General features: G+C 70.9%; 16 protein-coding genes and 1 tRNA gene. 7 read left to right on the top strand and 10 right to left on the bottom strand.

Features of this window, described 5'->3' with window-relative positions; translation table 11 throughout:
- Together ABH929_RS00005 and ABH929_RS00010 are read right to left on the bottom strand one after the other, a co-directional pair.
- The coding region (locus ABH929_RS00005) for a DUF2332 family protein (protein WP_404559695.1) at positions 1–559 on the bottom strand (559 nt) is incomplete at its 3' end.
- Positions 559–1,032, bottom strand: coding sequence for a GNAT family N-acetyltransferase (locus tag ABH929_RS00010; RefSeq protein ID WP_404559696.1), 474 nt, complete (start codon positions 1,030–1,032; stop codon positions 559–561). The genes ABH929_RS00010 and ABH929_RS00005, both read right to left, overlap by 1 nt.
- Positions 1,033–1,097: 65 nt before the next feature.
- Between ABH929_RS00010 and msrB the strand changes: the two genes are divergently transcribed.
- Both msrB and ABH929_RS00020 read left to right on the top strand, forming a co-directional pair.
- The gene (msrB, locus tag ABH929_RS00015; RefSeq protein WP_205463215.1) at positions 1,098–1,505 is read left to right on the top strand and encodes a peptide-methionine (R)-S-oxide reductase MsrB; all 408 of its coding nucleotides are present in this window, start codon (positions 1,098–1,100) and stop codon (positions 1,503–1,505) included.
- A gap of 37 nt (positions 1,506–1,542) precedes the next feature.
- A tRNA-Thr gene (locus ABH929_RS00020) sits at positions 1,543–1,615 on the top strand.
- Positions 1,616–1,816: 201 nt separating this feature from the next.
- On the opposite strand, the gene ABH929_RS00025 is transcribed toward ABH929_RS00020, so the two are convergent.
- Positions 1,817–2,848, bottom strand: a complete 1,032-nt coding sequence (locus ABH929_RS00025; RefSeq protein ID WP_205463216.1) for an aldo/keto reductase — start codon at positions 2,846–2,848, stop codon at positions 1,817–1,819.
- Positions 2,849–2,922: 74 nt separating this feature from the next.
- On the bottom strand, positions 2,923–3,702 hold the full coding sequence (locus tag ABH929_RS00030; RefSeq protein ID WP_404559697.1) for an alpha/beta fold hydrolase: 780 nt from the start codon (positions 3,700–3,702) through the stop codon (positions 2,923–2,925).
- Here ABH929_RS00030 and ABH929_RS00035 point away from each other — a divergent pair.
- Entirely contained in the window at positions 3,701–4,435 is a 735-nt protein-coding gene (locus tag ABH929_RS00035) for an NAD(P)H-hydrate epimerase (protein ID WP_263092187.1), read from the top strand. The two genes, ABH929_RS00030 and ABH929_RS00035, sit on opposite strands and share 2 nt — an antisense overlap.
- Positions 4,436–4,461: 26 nt before the next feature.
- Here ABH929_RS00035 and ABH929_RS00040 read toward each other — a convergent pair whose 3' ends face one another.
- On the bottom strand, positions 4,462–5,604 hold the full coding sequence (locus ABH929_RS00040; protein WP_404559698.1) for a glycerol dehydrogenase: 1,143 nt from the start codon (positions 5,602–5,604) through the stop codon (positions 4,462–4,464).
- A gap of 112 nt (positions 5,605–5,716) precedes the next feature.
- On the opposite strand from ABH929_RS00040, the gene ABH929_RS00045 reads away from it, so the two are divergent.
- Complete coding sequence (locus ABH929_RS00045) at positions 5,717–6,610, top strand: neutral zinc metallopeptidase (RefSeq protein ID WP_263055277.1); 894 nt, start codon at positions 5,717–5,719, stop codon at positions 6,608–6,610.
- A gap of 3 nt (positions 6,611–6,613) precedes the next feature.
- Here the strand turns inward: ABH929_RS00045 and ABH929_RS00050 are convergent, their stop codons facing one another.
- Positions 6,614–7,564 carry a DsbA family protein gene (locus ABH929_RS00050; protein ID WP_404559699.1) on the bottom strand — a complete coding sequence of 317 codons (951 nt, stop codon included), beginning with the start codon at positions 7,562–7,564 and terminating at the stop codon, positions 6,614–6,616.
- Between the two features lie 264 nt (positions 7,565–7,828).
- Between ABH929_RS00050 and ABH929_RS00055 the strand changes: the two genes are divergently transcribed.
- Both ABH929_RS00055 and ABH929_RS00060 read left to right on the top strand, forming a co-directional pair.
- Complete coding sequence (locus ABH929_RS00055; protein WP_123311994.1) at positions 7,829–8,929, top strand: ABC transporter ATP-binding protein; 1,101 nt, start codon at positions 7,829–7,831, stop codon at positions 8,927–8,929.
- An 88-nt stretch (positions 8,930–9,017) separates the two neighbouring features.
- The gene (locus ABH929_RS00060; RefSeq protein ID WP_404559700.1) at positions 9,018–10,328 is read left to right on the top strand and encodes a DUF4032 domain-containing protein; all 1,311 of its coding nucleotides are present in this window, start codon (positions 9,018–9,020) and stop codon (positions 10,326–10,328) included.
- 385 nt (positions 10,329–10,713) lie between these two features.
- Here the strand turns inward: ABH929_RS00060 and rlmB are convergent, their stop codons facing one another.
- From rlmB to ABH929_RS00080, 4 genes are read right to left on the bottom strand one after another with little or no spacing between them, the layout of a single operon-like run.
- A complete protein-coding gene (gene rlmB, locus ABH929_RS00065) occupies positions 10,714–11,724 on the bottom strand; it encodes a 23S rRNA (guanosine(2251)-2'-O)-methyltransferase RlmB (RefSeq protein ID WP_111085235.1) in 1,011 nt (336 codons plus the stop codon).
- 28 nt (positions 11,725–11,752) lie between these two features.
- Positions 11,753–13,162 (bottom strand): cysteine--tRNA ligase, encoded by a 1,410-nt coding sequence (cysS, locus tag ABH929_RS00070; protein ID WP_404559701.1) that lies wholly within the window; start codon positions 13,160–13,162, stop codon positions 11,753–11,755.
- A gap of 18 nt (positions 13,163–13,180) precedes the next feature.
- Positions 13,181–14,371, bottom strand: a complete 1,191-nt coding sequence (gene ispD / locus ABH929_RS00075; protein ID WP_404559702.1) for a 2-C-methyl-D-erythritol 4-phosphate cytidylyltransferase — start codon at positions 14,369–14,371, stop codon at positions 13,181–13,183.
- A 41-nt stretch (positions 14,372–14,412) separates the two neighbouring features.
- The gene (locus ABH929_RS00080) at positions 14,413–14,895 is read right to left on the bottom strand and encodes a CarD family transcriptional regulator (RefSeq protein ID WP_017888066.1); all 483 of its coding nucleotides are present in this window, start codon (positions 14,893–14,895) and stop codon (positions 14,413–14,415) included.
- Positions 14,896–15,104: 209 nt separating this feature from the next.
- Between ABH929_RS00080 and ABH929_RS00085 the strand changes: the two genes are divergently transcribed.
- The gene (locus ABH929_RS00085; RefSeq protein WP_205463223.1) at positions 15,105–15,569 is read left to right on the top strand and encodes a hypothetical protein; all 465 of its coding nucleotides are present in this window, start codon (positions 15,105–15,107) and stop codon (positions 15,567–15,569) included.
- The last annotated feature ends 81 nt before the right edge of the window (positions 15,570–15,650 follow it).

A 15,650-nucleotide genomic window follows, 5' to 3' on the forward strand; every position in this document is an offset into this window, starting at 1 on the left:
CACCAGCGCCCGCTCCCGGGCGGGGGGGCCCCCCCCCCCCCGCCCCCCCCCGGGGGGGGGGGCCCCCCCCCGGGGGGGGGGGCCCCCCCCCGGGGGGGGGGGGCCCCCACGACAGCTCCGGGGCGCGATCCGCCGGCACCCGGGACTCCGATGTCCGGTGGTCGAGCGTGACCCGGTCCGGGATCGAGCAGAGCCCGGCGGCGCCCCCCGCGTCCACCAGCCCGAGCGGCCGCGAGGCCCGCTCGGCGAGCGCCGCGAACAGCGGGACGACGGGACCGAGCCGCCGCGGGTCGTTGGCCTGCACCGTGGCGGAGGCGAGCGCTGCGACCAGGGCGGGGCGGGCCTCCCGACCGATCGCGCGCAGCGCACCGGGGTCCGACGGATCCGCGCCGAGCCGCCGCGCGACCGCGAAGAGCAGTTCCGGCTGCCGCTGCTGCTCGGCCACCTCGTCGAGGAGCGCGACCAACCCGGGGTCGAGTGACCGCGCCCAGGCGGCGTAGGACGGGGACACGGCCTCGATGCGGTCGGCGTAGGCGGCGTAGCGGCCGAGGGTGCCCATCAGCGCCCCGGGCGGTGCATGCCGACGTGCCGGATGCCGGCTTCGTCGTAGGGTGCCCCGAACCGGACGAAGCCGTGGCGTTCGTAGAGCGCGGCGACGTACTCCTGGGCGTGCAGGACGACGGGTTCGTGCCCGTGGGCCGCGAGCACGGCGGCGACGAGCCGGCCGGCGATGCCCTGCCCACGGTGGTCGGGGTGCGTCGCGACCCGGCCGATCACCCAGGACGGCGGCGGTGCGTCCGCCGGGTGTTCCTCGTCGGCAGACGGTCGGATCAGGCGCAGGTACCCAACCGCTCCGGTGTCCGTACCGAACCACCAGTGCTCGGTCTCGGGCTCGCGGTCACGGCCGTCGAAGTCCTCGGCCGTCACCCGTTGTTCGAGTGCGAAGACGCGGTTCCGGAGCACCACGATGCCGTACAGTTCGTCCGTCGTCAGACGGGTCCAGCGGGCGTGGTGCACGGAATGCTCGGACATCGTCGCGAGTTTACTGAAGTGGTCGGGAGTGCCCGGAAGAACCCGACCGGAAGCAGGAGGAAACAATGGCATACAACGTCGACAAGTCCGACGCCCAGTGGCGCGAGGAGCTCTCCCCGGACCAGTACGCCGTCCTGCGTCAGGCGGGGACCGAACGGCCGTGGACCGGTGAACTCCTCGACGAGGAGCGTGCCGGCGTCTACACCTGTGCGGCCTGCGGCGCGGAGCTGTTCAAGAGCGGCACGAAGTTCGACTCCGGCTGCGGCTGGCCGTCGTTCTACGAGTCGGTGAACCCCGACGCCGTCCAGCTGATCGACGACAAGTCGCTCGGCATGGTGCGCACCGAGGTCCGTTGCGCGAACTGCGGTTCGCACCTGGGCCACGTGTTCCCCGACGGCTTCGGCACCCCCACCGGCGACCGGTACTGCATGAACTCGATCTCGCTGAACTTCTCGGAGAAGCCGGCCGAGTGAGACCCCGACGCCCTCACCGGTAGGATGAGCGGCGTCAGCCGGCATGGCGCAATTGGTAGCGCACCGTACTTGTAATACGGGGGTTGCGGGTTCAAGTCCCGCTGCCGGCCCACAACCGCCGTCCGGCGGAGCGATGCCCCGGGTGATCACTCACCCGGGGCATCGGCGCATGTGGAACACGGATCAGGGAGTGTTCCCGGCGCTGGACACGGTAACCAGCCGGTCGTGCGACGAGGATGACACCTCACCGAACCGTGCGTCCACACCCGGACCCCACATCCGCGCGAATCCGCACGAACGTGCACGGATCTTCAGCGTCCGCCGGTGATCTTGCGCTCCCGCTGGGCGACGCCGGCGGTGCCGTACGGGTAGTCGTCGATGCGCGGCGCGCTGGCGTCGGTGAGCTGCGTGAGCTCCGCATCGGTCAGCACGAGGTCGGCCGCACCGAGGTTGTCCTCGAGCTGGGACACCGTCCGGGCGCCGAGGATCACGCTCGTCACCGCCGGCCGGGCGAGCAGCCAGGCGAGGGCGACCTGCGACCGCGAGGCGCCGTGCGCGTCGGCGACCGCGGACACCGCGTCGAGGACGGCCCAGGTGCGCTCGTCACCGTTCCGCGCTTCCCAGGCCTCCATGCCCCGTGCCGGGTTCTCGCCGAGGCGGGTGGAGCCGGTGGGTGCTTCGTCTCGCTGGTACTTGCCGGACAGCCAGCCGCCGGCCAGGGGCGACCAGGGCAGCAGGCCGATCCCGGCGTCGAGGCTGGCGGGCACGATCTCGTGCTCGATGTCGCGGACGAGCAGGTTGTACTGCGGCTGCAGGGTGACCGGCGGGGCCCAACCGTGCGCCTTCGCCTCGTACACGGCCTTCGTGATCTGGTAGCCGAGGTAGTTCGAGAAGCCGTACGAGCCGATCTTGCCGGCGGAGACCGCGTCGTCGAGGAACCGGAGCGTCTCCTCGATCGGCGTCAGGGCGTCCCAGGCGTGCATCTGGTACAGGTCGATGTGCTCGACGCCGAGGCGCTCGAGCGAGGCGTCGAGGGCGACCCGGAGGTGCCGGCGCGACAGGCCGACGTCGTTCGGACCGTCGCCCTGCGGGAAGCGGCCCTTGGTGGCGAGCACGACCTGCTGCGCCTCGGTGGGGTGTGCCGCGAGCCAGCGGCCGATGATCCGCTCGGACTCGTTGCCCGAGTAGACGTCGGCCGTGTCGATGAGGGTGCCGCCGGCCGCGACGAACGTGTCGATGATGGTGTGGGAGGTGGGTTCGTCGGCTTCGCTGCCGAACGTCATGGTGCCGAGGGTCAGCGTCGACACCGATGTCCCGCTGTTGCCGAGGAGTCTGTATTCCATGGCGGGGACGGTACGCGCGACGGCCTTCGTCAACGAGGACCTGGCAGTACCCGTCAGCGCGACGCGGACAGGCGTCAGCCCCGCAGGAACGCCAGTGCGGCCTCGCGGAACGCCCGCGACGTCGGTGCGTTGAAGTGGTTCCGCCCCGGGATCTCGAAGAACGACGCGTCCGGGGCCGCCTGCGCCAACCGCACGGCACTGTCGCGGATGCCGTCCTCGCTGCCGGCGGCCATCAGGATCGGCTGCGCGGGGGCGTTGTCGGGCGTCGGCTCGATGCTGTTCCGCATCCCCTCGACCATCGCCACGAGCGCCGCGAGGTCGTTCCCCTCGACGTTCCCCGCCATGGTCAGGTAGCCGTTGGTCACGCGGTCCTCGATCGGTGTGCCGTCCGCCAGGTACGCCTTGGCCTGGTCGACCCGCACGCGGCGCATCGGGTCGGCGTCGGGGATCCCACCGAACACCGCGCGGGTGATGCGGTCCGGCAGCCGTTCGGCGGTGTGCCAGCCGACGCGTGCGCCGAGCGAGTACCCGAGGAACGCGACCTCGTCGAGCAGGTGGGTGTCGATGACGGTCGTGACGTCCGCCACCAGCAGGTCCATCGAGTACGCACCGGGATCGCGCGGCTTCGCGCTCGCGCCGTGCCCGCGCTGGTCGAACGCCAGCACACGGTACCCGGCGCGGACGAGGTCGCGGGTCCAGCCGGAGGCGTGCCAGTTCAGCACCGCACCGGAGGCGAACCCGTGCACCGCGACGACCGCAGGGGCGTCGGGATCGCCGAAGTCGTAGGTCGCGATCCGGAGGCCGTCGGGCGACATCACGATGCGGGGACGGGGCGCTTCGGGGACGAGTGACATGTCCCCTCCAGGGTACCGGGGCACTGTGGTCGTCATGGACGGCTACGGCGGTGACCAGATCCGGGCGGCAGAGCGGCCGCACCTCGACGCGGGTGAGCCCCTCATGCAACGAGCGGCCGACGGCCTGGCCCGCATCGTCGGCGACCTGCTCGACGATCCGGCCGTCCGGCCGGGCGACGGACCGGGGTCCGTCCTGCTGCTGGTGGGCAGTGGCGACAACGGTGGCGACGCCCTGTTCGCGGGTGCGCGGCTGGCGGCGGCCGGGAGGCACGTGGCGGTCCTGCGCGTCGGCTCACGTGTCCACGAGGCGGGCCTGGCAGCGGCGCTGGACGCCGGGGTGCGCCTCCTTGATGATCCTGCGGGACCCGAGGCTGCGGTGACGGACGCGGCACTCGACGCCGACCTGGTGCTCGACGCGATCCTCGGGATCGGGGTGCGGGGGCCTGCGGCCCTCCGCTCCCCCGCCCGCGAGGTCGTCGACGCCATCCGTGAGCTCGCCCGCGACCAGCGCGCACCGTTCGTCGTCGCCGTCGACGTGCCGAGCGGCATCGACGTCGACACCGGCGGGATCGCGGACGACCACGTCCTGCACGCCGACGTCACGGTCACGTTCGGCGGGGTGAAGGCCGGGTTGCTGACCGGGCCGGCCGCCACCCTCGCGGGACGGATCGAGCTGGTGGACGTCGGGATCGGCACGGACCTGGCGACGATGGAGCCGCTGGTCCGCACCTGACCCCGATCCGTCAGCGCAGCCGTCCCTCAGTGGTGCTGGTACAGGACCGGCTCCGGCAGGCCGTGCTCGGCGCGGATGCTGCGCGCGATGCCCTCGACGGCGATGAGTGCGTCCACCACGAGCTCCGGCGTGACCGGGAACGGCATGTTGTGGATGGTCTCGCCCGCGACGGTCGCGGCCTCGGCCACGGCGCGGAGTTCCGTCGTGTCGTCGACGGTCAGGCCGATCTCGGTCAGGGTGTTCGGCAGGCCCACCTTCGTGGTGAAGACGACGAAGTCCTCGATCTCCTCGGCCGGTGCACCCTCGAGCACGAGCTGCGCGATCGTGCCGATGTTGACCTTCTGCCCGTGCGCCAGACCGTGCGCCTGCGGAGCGGCGGTCAGGCCGTTGTGGATCGCGTGCGCTGCCGCCAGTCCGCCGGACTCGAACCCGAGGCCCGACAGCAGGGTGTTCGCCTCGACGACCTTCTCGAGCGCGGGCGTCACGACCCCGGCCTTCACGGCCTCGATGGCCTGCAGGGCGTTCTCGTGCAGCAGCTTCCAGGACAGTTCGGCGAGCGCGACGCCGGTCTCGGTCTGCAACCCGCCGGCCATGGTGTCGGCGTTCGCACGCTTGGCGGCACGGGCCTCGACCCAGGTGGCCAGGGCGTCGCCGATGCCCGCGACCAGGAACTGGACGGGCGCGTTCGCGACGAGCTTCGTGTCGATGAGGACGAGGTCGGGGTTGTGCGGGAAGAACCGGTACTCGATGAACTCCCCTTCCTCGGAGTAGATCACCGCGAGCGCCGAGGTCGGGGCGTCGGTGCTCGCCGCTGTCGGGACGCTCGCCCAGCGGATGCCGGCCAGGTGTCCGGAGGCCTTGGCCGCGTCGATCGCTGAACCGCCGCCGAGCCCGACGATGACATCCGCGTCGGTCGACCGGATCTGCTCGACGAGGTCGTCGACCGCCTTCGGAGTGGCGAAGCGACCGAAGCCGACCCGCTCGACCCGCAGGTCGGCCGCCTGGAAGCTCGTCGTCACCGCGGCCTCGACGATGCCCCACACGACGTCGTCGGCGACGATCAGGGGGCGCTTGCCGATGGGGGCGACGAACTCGCCGACGCGGGTGATCGCGTCCTTGCCCTGCACGTAGCGTGCGGGGCTCATCACGGTGCTGATGGGAGTGGCCATGGTTGTGGTTCCTTCCGGTTGTACGACATGTGTCGGGGTCGCCGACGTCCCAGACGGTACGCGCGGGGCATGCGTGCGGCGTGCGAGTCCCGTGGGCCGTACATTCGGGGGCATGACGTTCAACGACGATTCGCAGCTCAAGGGCGGCAGGGTGAAGCGCCGGGGTCGGACGGCCGCGGTCGGCGGCGGTGCCGTCGGCGTCACGGCGATCGTCGTCTTCCTGATCGCGCAGTTCACGGGCTTCGACCTGAGCGGGTTCGTCGACGGCGGCAGCGGCACGACGCAGATCCAGCAGCAGGGCGAGACCGTGGACGCCGCCCCGGAGTGCCGCACCGGGCGAGACGCCAACCTGAAGGTCGAGTGCCGGATGGAAGGGGCAGCCGAGTCACTCGACGGCTACTGGGCGGCCGAGGCCCGGAAGCTCGGCATCGCGTACACGGCGCCGGACTTCTTCCTGTTCGACGGCTCGACCGACACGTCGTGCGGTCAGGCGTCCGCTGCAACCGGGCCCTTCTACTGCCCGCCGGACCGCGCGATCTACCTCGACACCGCGTTCTACGACGACCTGCAGTCGGAGTACGGGTCGTCCGGCGGGCCGCTCGCGCAGATGTACGTCGTCGCGCACGAGTGGGGCCACCACATCCAGCAGCTGCAGGGTGCCTTCGCGAGCACGGACCGTTCGGGCACCGGGGCGTCGTCCGGCAGTGTCCGCGTCGAGCTGCAGGCCGACTGCTACGCCGGCGCCTGGGTCGGCGACGCGGCGAACACCGAGGACGCGAACGGCGAGACCTTCTTCGAGCCGATCAGCCGGTCCGAGATCGCCGATGCCCTGTCCGCCGCGAGCGCCGTGGGCGACGACAGCATCCAGGAGCGCTCGAGCGGCCGGGTCGACCCGGACTCGTTCACGCACGGCTCGAGTGAGCAGCGCCAGAAGTGGTTCGTCCGCGGTTACCAGCAGGGCGCGACGAGCTGCGACACGTTCAGCGTCCCCGGGTCGTCGCTGTAGGGATCAGCCCTTCGTCGGCGTGGGCGTCGGTGTCGCGCTCCGCGTGCGGGACGGCGTCGCGCTCGGCGTGGGGGTCGGGGTGGGCGTGGCCTCGGTGGCGCCGGCCGCGGTGACCACGAAGGTGCGGAAGTCGTCGTTCGTGATCGGCGACGTCAGCTCGTACTGCTGCCCGTTGACGAGCACCAGCGGCGTACCGGGGAACTCGCTCAGCGAGGATCCGGGGATGTCGCCGCCGGACACCGCGGTCGTCTGCTCGTCGACCCACTTGCTGTAGTCCTGGTCGGCGATGCAGCTCGTGACGGCCCGGCGGTCCTGCAGGCCGGAGACCCCGGTGACGACCTTCGTGAGCTGCGCGTCGGTCAGGCCAGGCGTGCCTTCTTCCGGCTGCTCGGCGTAGAGCGCCTTGTTGACCGCGTAGAACTGGTCCGGCGAGTGCTCGGCGACGCAGGCCGCGGCGTTCGCGGCGCGGAGGGAGTACTTCGTGCCCTGCGAGCGGTTCGACAGGACCGCGACGGGGTGGATGTCGACGGTGGCGGCGCCGGAGTCGACGAGGCTCTCGATGTAGTCGCCGTTGGCCTGCTCGAATGCGCCGCAGGTCGGGCAGAGGTAGTCGACGTACAGCGTGATGCGCACCGTGCCCGCACCGGCGGTCGCCGAGGCGCTCGGCGATGCACTGCTCGACGCGGTCACGGGCTTGAGCCCCTCGCCGAGGGTGATGCCGCCCTGCGACATGGTCGAGGGTCCGGGGCCTGCTGGCTTCACGGAGTCGACCAGGACGAGCGTGACGACGGCGGCCGCTGCGAGCAGGACGACACCGAGTCCGATCTGGAGTCCGAGCCGGGTTCCGCGCTGGCGGCGCTTCTGCTGTGTCCTGTGGCGCTGCGCTCGCTGTCGGGCGGCTTCGCGGCGCTCGTTCCGCGCGGCGCGGGCGTCACCCTCGGGGCGGTTGGTCATCGGTGCGTCGTCCTCCTGATCGGCGTCCGCACGACCTACCCCCGCTCGGCGGACGGACCCGGCGATTGTAGTGGGCCGCTCTGGGAACCACCCAACCACGCTCTGGGAACCGACCGGCCAGGTGGAAAACACTGGCGCACCCGCGAGAACTCGTGTTGTATGAACCTCGATGGTCGACGACGACCATCCGGGGCCCTCGCGGGCTGACCGCTTCACTCGGATCGTCCGGCACGTACCTGCCGGTGAAGAAAGGACCGAACGCTCATGGCGTCCGTCACCTATGACAAGGCAACCCGTCTCTACCCCGGAGGCAACCGTCCCGCGGTCGACTCCCTCGACCTGGACGTCGCCGACGGCGAGTTCCTCGTCCTCGTCGGCCCCTCGGGTTGTGGCAAGTCCACCTCGCTCCGCATGCTGGCCGGCCTCGAAGAGGTCAACTCCGGTCAGATCCGCATCGGCGACCGCGACGTCACGGACGTCCCGCCGAAGGACCGCGACATCGCGATGGTGTTCCAGAACTACGCGCTGTACCCGCACATGACCGTCGCCGAGAACATGGGCTTCGCGCTCAAGATCGCCGGTGTCGGCAAGGACGAGCGCGCCACCCGCGTGCAGGAGGCCGCCAAGCTCCTCGACCTCGAGGACTACCTCGGCCGCAAGCCGAAGGCGCTCTCCGGTGGTCAGCGTCAGCGCGTCGCGATGGGCCGTGCGATCGTCCGCCAGCCGCAGGTGTTCCTCATGGACGAGCCGCTGTCGAACCTCGACGCCAAGCTCCGCGTCCAGACCCGTACGCAGATCGCGTCGCTCCAGCGTCGTCTCGGCGTGACCACGGTCTACGTCACGCACGACCAGACCGAGGCACTGACCATGGGTGACCGCATCGCGGTGCTCAAGGACGGCATCCTGCAGCAGGTCGGCACGCCGCGCGACCTGTACGAGAAGCCGAACAACGTCTTCGTCGCGGGCTTCATCGGCTCGCCGGCGATGAACCTGCTGCCGGCCGACGTCGTCGAGGGCGGCATCAAGTTCGGCACGCTCAACCACGCGATCGACCGCGACACGCTCTCCAACGCGCGTTCCGGCCAGATCACGGTGGGCATCCGTCCCGAGGACGTCGTCGTGGCGCAGTCGGGCGAGGGCCTGCCCGTCACGGTCGACGTGGTCGAGGAACTCGGCGCCGACGGCTACCTCTACGGTCACGCCGACGTCAAGGGCACGCGCGTCGACATCGTCGCCCGCGTGGACGGCCGTTCGCACCCGTCGATCGGTGACACCATCGTGGTGACGCCGAAGTCGGGCCACGTGCACGCCTTCGACACCGAGTCGGGCGAGCGCCTGGACGACAAGGCCGTCGTCAGCGCGTAACCGAAGCGCACTCCCCGAGAGCCCGCGCCGCCTCACAAGGGCGGGTCGCGGGCTCTCGGCTGTCCCCCACGACACCGAAGGATCCACCGTGCCCGACTCGATGTCCATCACCGCAGCCACCGTCGACCCCGGCCTGCTCGACCTGCCGTGGGACCTGCCGCTGGCGGACTGGCCGGACGAGACCATCGTCGCCCTGCCGAAGGGCATCTCACGGCACCTCGTGCGGTTCGTGCACCTGAGCGGCTACGTCGCAGCCGTCAAGGAGACCGGTGAAGAGGTCGCCCGGGCCGAGTACGACATGCTCCGCACGCTGCAGCGGATGGACGTGCCGTGCGTGGACCCCGTCGCGGTCATCACCAACCGGGTGGACGCCGACGGTGAGCAGCTGCACCCCGTGCTCGTGACGCGCCACCTGCGCTTCTCGCTGCCGTACCGCGCGCTGTACTCGCAGACCCTGCGCCCGGAGACCGCGACCCGTCTCGTCGACGCCCTCGCGCTGCTGCTCGTCCGGCTGCACATCATCGGCTTCTACTGGGGCGACGTGTCGCTGTCGAACACGCTGTTCCGTCGCGACGCGGGCTCGTTCGCCGCATACCTGGTCGACGCCGAGACCGGCAAGCTCTACCCCGGCGGTCTGTCGAACGGGCAGCGCGAGAACGACCTCGAGGTCGCGCGCGTGAACATCGCCGGCGAGCTCCTCGACCTCGAGGCGGGTGGACGGCTGGACGAGAACGCCGACCCCGTCGACGTCTCCAACCGGATCGTGGCGCAGTACCGGACGCTCTGGACCGAGCTCACGGGCACCGAGCAGTTCGACATCAAGGAACGCTGGCGCATCAACGACCGCGTCGAGCGGCTCAACGAGCTCGGCTTCGACATCGAGGAGCTCTCGATCCACACGACCGAGGGTGGTTCGCAGGTGCGGATCCAGCCGAAGGTCGTCGACGCCGGACACCACCAGCGACGCCTGCTGCGGCTGACCGGCCTGGACGCCGGCGAGAACCAGGCCCGACGCCTGCTCAACGACCTCGACTCCTACCGGGCACGCAACGGCCGCGACGAACTCGACGAGGAAATGGTGGCGCACGAGTGGGTCTCGCGGGTCTTCGAACCCGTGGTCCGCTCGATCCCCCGTGACCTGCGTGGACGCCTCGAGCCCGCCGAGGTCTTCCACGAGCTGCTCGAGCACCGCTGGTTCATGTCGCAGGAAGAGGAGCGGTCGGTCTCGCTGCCCGAGGCCACGACGGCGTACATCAACGACGTGCTGCGCCACCGCCGCGACGAGCGCCTGCTCATCAACCCGCCGACGTCGTCGATGACGTTGCCGATCCCCGTGGTCGAGGACGCGGAGCCCGCAGACGACGACGCCGACGTCGAGGACTGGCGCACCACCGTCTGACGCGTTTCCCGCTCGGTCACGACACCCCGCCGGGTGGCGCCGACTGGTCACAGATCGTCGCCTGCGGCGTCGCGCACCGACGACTCGTGACCACACGGCGAACACCAGCCGACGTGTCCTGACCCTTCGGGGCTCGAGAACGCGACCATCTGGAGGCCCGGCCCGCGTCCCGGAGACCAGCGCCGACCCTCCAGACCGTCACGCCCGCACCGCCGGTGGTGACGTTGCATGTCGAGCGGTCACGACACCCCGCCGGGTGGGCGCCGACTGGTCACAGATCGTCGCCTGCGGCGTCTCGCACCGACGACTCGTGACCACACGGCGAACACAAGCCGACGTGTCCTGACCGTTCGCGCCGACCCCCGCCGGCCCCGTGCCGGTGCGGCTACTCGGCGCGACGGCGCCGGGCGACCTCCCACAGGGTGACGCTCGCGGCGATGCCGGCGTTGAGGGACTCGGTCGCACTCGAGATCGGGATCGACACGATCGCGTCGCAGGTCTCGGTGACCAGGCGTGACAGGCCCTTGCCCTCGGAACCGACGACGATCACGATCGGGCGGTCGGCGAGCGCGAGGCCGTCGAGCTCCACGTCGCCGTCACCGTCGAGACCGAGGACGAACAGGCCCATCGACTTCAGGGACTTCAGCGTCTGGGTGAGGTTCGGTGCCATCGCGACGGGCGTGCGGGCCGCGGCGCCGGCCGAGGTCTTCCACGCCGACGCGGTGACGCCGACCGAGCGACGCTGCGGCACGATGACGCCGTGTCCGCCGAACGCGGCGGTCGAGCGGATGATCGCACCGAGGTTGCGCGGGTCGGTGATGCCGTCGAGGGCGACGAGCAGTGGGACCTGGTCGCGCGAGAAGGCCTGCTCGACGATGTCCTCGGACACGGCGTACTCGTACGCCGGCACCTTGAGCGCGACGCCCTGGTGCACGCTGTCGTGGCCGGTGATGCGGTCGAGCTCGGGGCGCATGAGCTCGATGATCGGCACGCTGCGGTGGTTCGCGAGCGTCAGGATCTCCTTGACGCGGTCATCGACCTCGATGCGCGACGCGATGTAGAGCGTCGTCGACGGGGTCTTCGTGCGCAGCGCCTCGAGCACGGAGTTGCGTCCGGTCACGAGCTCGGAGTCATCGGTCTTCCGGGCCGGCGGGCGACCGGTGCGGCCCTGCGGGGTGCTCGAGGAACCGTGACGGCCCTTGGCTGCCTCGAAGCGGTCCTTCGCTGCCTTGCGCTTGCCGGCGGGGTGGTACGGCCGGTCCTCGGCCTTCGGGGTCGGCTTGCGACCCTCGAGCGCCTGGGCACCCTGACCACCGGAACCGACCTGCTTGTTGCCCTTGCGACCGGTGCGGACGGCGCCGGGCCGACCCTTCTTGCTTCCCGAGACGTTCTTCATGCGTAGCTCCTGTTCGGCACTGCCGTGTTCAGGCGATGCTCCAGCGTGTTCCGGACGGCGTGTCCTCGATCGTGATGCCCGCGGCGGCGAGGTCGTCGCGCACGCGGTCGGCCGCAGCGAAGTCCCGTGCTGCCCTGGCGTCCGCGCGCTCCTGCACGAGGCGTTCGACGAGAGCGGCGAGCGGGCCTGCCGAGGTGTCCTGACCGCCCCCCGACCAGTGGGCGGCTCGCGGGTCGATGCCGAGGACTTCTACCATGGCGGCCACCTGATGGTACGCGACCCCGAGCGTTTCCGCATCGTCGGCGTCCAGGGCAGCATTGCCGGTGCGCACGGTCTCGTGCAGGACGGCCAGCGCCTGGGGCACTGCGAGGTCGTCGTCCATCGCGGCGGCGAAGGCGTCCGGCACGGAGGGAGCGTCGGCGAGGTGTACTCCTTCGAGCCGCACCTCAGCCCGCTGCAGGAACCCGTCGATGCGGTCGTAGGCGGCCTCGGCCTCGGCCAACGAGCCGTCGTGGTGGTCGATCGAGGAGCGGTAGTGCGCAGCGCCGAGGAAGTACCGCACCACGGCCGGACGGGCAGCGGCGAGGAAGTCGGCGGCGAAGATCGAGTTGCCGAGCGACTTCGACATCTTCTGGCCCTCGACCGTGACGAGCCCGTTGTGCAACCAGTACGACGCGAAGGGGTCACCCGCCGCGGTGGACTGCGCGAGCTCGTTCTCGTGGTGCGGGAACCGCAGGTCGAGTCCGCCGCCGTGGATGTCGAACGCCGGACCGAGGTACCGCCGCGACATGGCGGAGCACTCGATGTGCCAGCCCGGACGGCCGGGCCCCCACGGGGAGTCCCACGACGCGGTCGACGGCTCGCCGGGCTTCGCGCCCTTCCAGAGCGCGAAGTCGCGGGCGTCCCGCTTGCCGCGGGGGTCGGCGTCGGCGGCCTCGACCATGTCCTCGCGGCGCTGCCGCGTCAGGGCACCGTAGGACTCCCAGCTGCCGGTGTCGAAGTAGACGTCGCCCGAGTCGTCGGCGGCGACGTACGCGTGACCGCGGTCGATGAGCTTCGTGATGATGTCGTGCATCTGCGGCACGCTCGCGGTGGCCCGCGGCTCGTAGGTCGGGGGCAGGATGCCGAGGGCGTTGTACGCGGCGGTGAACTCGAGCTCGACGCGGTAGGCGCGGGCGAACCACGCTTCGTCGGTGCCGGCGGCCAGGTCGAGCACCTTGTCGTCGATGTCGGTGACGTTCCGCACGAGGGTGACGCGCAGCCCGCGGTACGTCAGCCAGCGGCGCCAGATGTCGTAGACCAGGGCCGAACGCAGGTGACCGATGTGCGGCGACGACTGCACCGTCGGACCGCAGACGTAGACACTGACCTGTCCGTCGACCAGGGGGACGAGGTCGACGACGGCTGCGGCGCGGGAGTCGTAGAGGCGAACGGTCACGATCCCAAGCCTAGGACGTCAGGCCGGTCGGGTGACGGCCGTGGCGATCGCGGCGAGCCCCTCGCCCCGGCCGGTGAACCCGAGGCCGTCGGTCGTCGTGCCGGACACCGCCACCGGGGCACCGACGACGGCGGACAGGGCGTCCTGCATCTCGGCGCGACGGGCCCCGATGCGCGGCCGGTTCCCGATGACCTGCACCGTGACCGACACGGGTACCAGGCCGGCGTCGGCGAGCAGACCGACGGCTCCGCGGATGAAGACGTCCCCCGCGGCTCCGGCGTAGGCGGGGTCGGCGGTACCGAACGTCCCACCGATGTCACCGAGGCCACCGGCGGAGAGCAGGGCGTCGCACACCGCGTGCGCCACGGCGTCACCGTCGCTGTGCCCGGAGAGGCCGGGTTCGCCGGGGAAGTCGAGCAGGCCGACGCGGCACGGCGACTCGACGTCGAACGCGTGCACGTCGACCCCCAGCCCGAGCCGGACCGCCGAGGCAGCGGAGTCACCCGCGACCGTGGTGCGCGACCGGACGATCGACTCCGCCCGTCCGAGGTCCCACGGCGTCGTGATCTTGAAGGCGTCGGCGTCGCCCGGCACGAAGCGCACCGTGCCACCGGCCGCCTGGAACACGCCGGCGTCGTCGGTCTCGGACTGCGTCGACACCGCGTACGCCCGTCGGAGTGCGTCGAGCGGGAAGCCCTGCGGCGTCTGGACCCCGACGAGCGCGGACCGGTCGACGGTCTCGACGACCACGTCGCCGGACACCCGCTTGACCGTGTCGGTGACGGGCAGCGCGGGGACGACGCCGTCACCGGTGCCGGTCGCCACCGAACCCTCGACCGCGTCGAACACCCGGTCGAACTGCGCCGCCGGCGTGAGGCACCGCGCCGCGTCGTGCACCAGCACCGAACCGACGGAGTCCGGCAGCACGGCCAGGCCGGCCTGGACCGAGCCGTGGCGATCCGTGCCTCCGGCGACGACCGCCGTGTACGCGACCGCAGCGCCCGCGACCGAGGCAACCGCCTGACGGCAGTCCTCGAGCAGCGCCGACGGCGCGACCACGACGACCAACGTCGGGGACGACAGCGTGAACAGTGGCTCGAGCGCCCGCGCGAGCATGAGCCGCCCTGCGACGGGGACGAAGGCCTTCGCGGTGCCGATGCCGAGCCGGGTGCCGGACCCGGCTGCAACGACGACGACCGCCCGGTCCACCTCTTCGGGGAACCGTGCGGTCGTCGTGGTGTGCAGTGCGCTCAGGACGCGAGGACTTCGTCGAGGACGGTCGATGCCTTGTCCTCGTCGGTCTTCTCGGCCAGGGCCAGCTCGGAGATCAGGATCTGCCGGGCCTTGGCCAGCATCCGCTTCTCGCCCGCGGACAGGCCGCGGTCCTGATCGCGTCGCCAGAGGTCGCGGACGACCTCGGAGACCTTGATGACGTCCCCGGAAGCGAGCTTCTCGAGGTTCGCCTTGTACCGGCGCGACCAGTTGGTGGGTTCTTCGGTGAACGGCGCCCGGAGGACCTCGAACACCTTGTCGAGCCCTTCCTTGCCGATCACGTCGCGGACCCCGACCAGGTCGACGTTGTCCGCCGGTACCTCGATCGTCAGGTCACCCTGCGTGACCCGCAGTTTCAGGTAGACCTTTTCCTCGCCCTTGATGACGCGCGTCTTGACTTCAGAGATGGTTGCCGCCCCGTGGTGGGGGTAGACGACGGTCTCGCCGACCTCGAATTGCATGTATCAGGCTCCGTTCCCAGACTTCCAGTTTACCACAAGGGGTGTTCGGGTAAGGGGACCCTCAGCACTGGGGCTTCCCGGTGATCGCTAGGATGGAGCGGGACCGCCTGGTCCTCATCGACTTACGGAGGAATCTCTTGCGAGCTCGGGTACTCGTGTCCGTCGCCGTTGCGGCAACCATCGCGCTGGGCGCCACCGGGTGCGAGTTCATGTCGCCTGCGCACACCGTCGACATCAAGCAGATCACCGACGGCGTCAACGTCTCGACCGGCAAGGTCGACGTGCGGAACGCCATCCTCATCTCGGACGACGGCGAGGGCGCGCGCTTCATCGGCACGCTGGTGAACAACTCCGACACCGACGGCATCACCGTGTCGGTCGAGATCGGCGGGGACACCGAGACCGTGCTGGTGCCGGCGAACTCGCACGTCGACCTGGCGAACGACTCGCAGCACGACACCCTCGACTTCGACAGCGCGGACGCCGAGCCCGGCTCGCTCGTCAAGGTGTACTTCTCCTACCCCGACGCCGAGGGCGTTTCGGCCAACGTGCCGGTGCTGACCACCTCGCAGGAGGAGTACGCCACCCTCGCGCCGACCTCGACCCCCGAGCCGACCAGCCAGATCACGCTGCCGGTCGAGACCCCCTCCGCCACGCCGACGGACGGCGAGTAGCCGCACCGCGCACGAGCGAGCGCAAGCGCTTCAGACCGGGAGGCCCGGTGTGAGTCCCACGGACTCGCACCGGGCCTCCTG

This window comes from Curtobacterium sp. AB7, assembly GCF_044909335.1.
Lineage (GTDB): Bacteria > Actinomycetota > Actinomycetes > Actinomycetales > Microbacteriaceae > Curtobacterium.

Coding starts and splice junctions, on each gene's coding strand:
- ABH929_RS00010 (WP_404559696.1), bottom strand. CDS start 1,032: ATGTCCGAGCATTCCGTGCACCACGCCCGCTGGACCCGTCTGACGACG.
- ABH929_RS00035 (WP_263092187.1), top strand. CDS start 3,701: ATGTCCCCTCCAGGGTACCGGGGCACTGTGGTCGTCATGGACGGCTAC.
- ABH929_RS00040 (WP_404559698.1), bottom strand. CDS start 5,604: ATGGCCACTCCCATCAGCACCGTGATGAGCCCCGCACGCTACGTGCAG.
- ABH929_RS00055 (WP_123311994.1), top strand. CDS start 7,829: ATGGCGTCCGTCACCTATGACAAGGCAACCCGTCTCTACCCCGGAGGC.
- ABH929_RS00050 (WP_404559699.1), bottom strand. CDS start 7,564: ATGACCAACCGCCCCGAGGGTGACGCCCGCGCCGCGCGGAACGAGCGC.
- ABH929_RS00030 (WP_404559697.1), bottom strand. CDS start 3,702: ATGTCACTCGTCCCCGAAGCGCCCCGTCCCCGCATCGTGATGTCGCCC.
- ABH929_RS00085 (WP_205463223.1), top strand. CDS start 15,105: ATGTCGCCTGCGCACACCGTCGACATCAAGCAGATCACCGACGGCGTC.
- msrB (WP_205463215.1), top strand. CDS start 1,098: ATGGCATACAACGTCGACAAGTCCGACGCCCAGTGGCGCGAGGAGCTC.
- rlmB (WP_111085235.1), bottom strand. CDS start 11,724: ATGAAGAACGTCTCGGGAAGCAAGAAGGGTCGGCCCGGCGCCGTCCGC.
- ABH929_RS00025 (WP_205463216.1), bottom strand. CDS start 2,848: ATGGAATACAGACTCCTCGGCAACAGCGGGACATCGGTGTCGACGCTG.
- ABH929_RS00045 (WP_263055277.1), top strand. CDS start 5,717: ATGACGTTCAACGACGATTCGCAGCTCAAGGGCGGCAGGGTGAAGCGC.
- ABH929_RS00080 (WP_017888066.1), bottom strand. CDS start 14,895: ATGCAATTCGAGGTCGGCGAGACCGTCGTCTACCCCCACCACGGGGCG.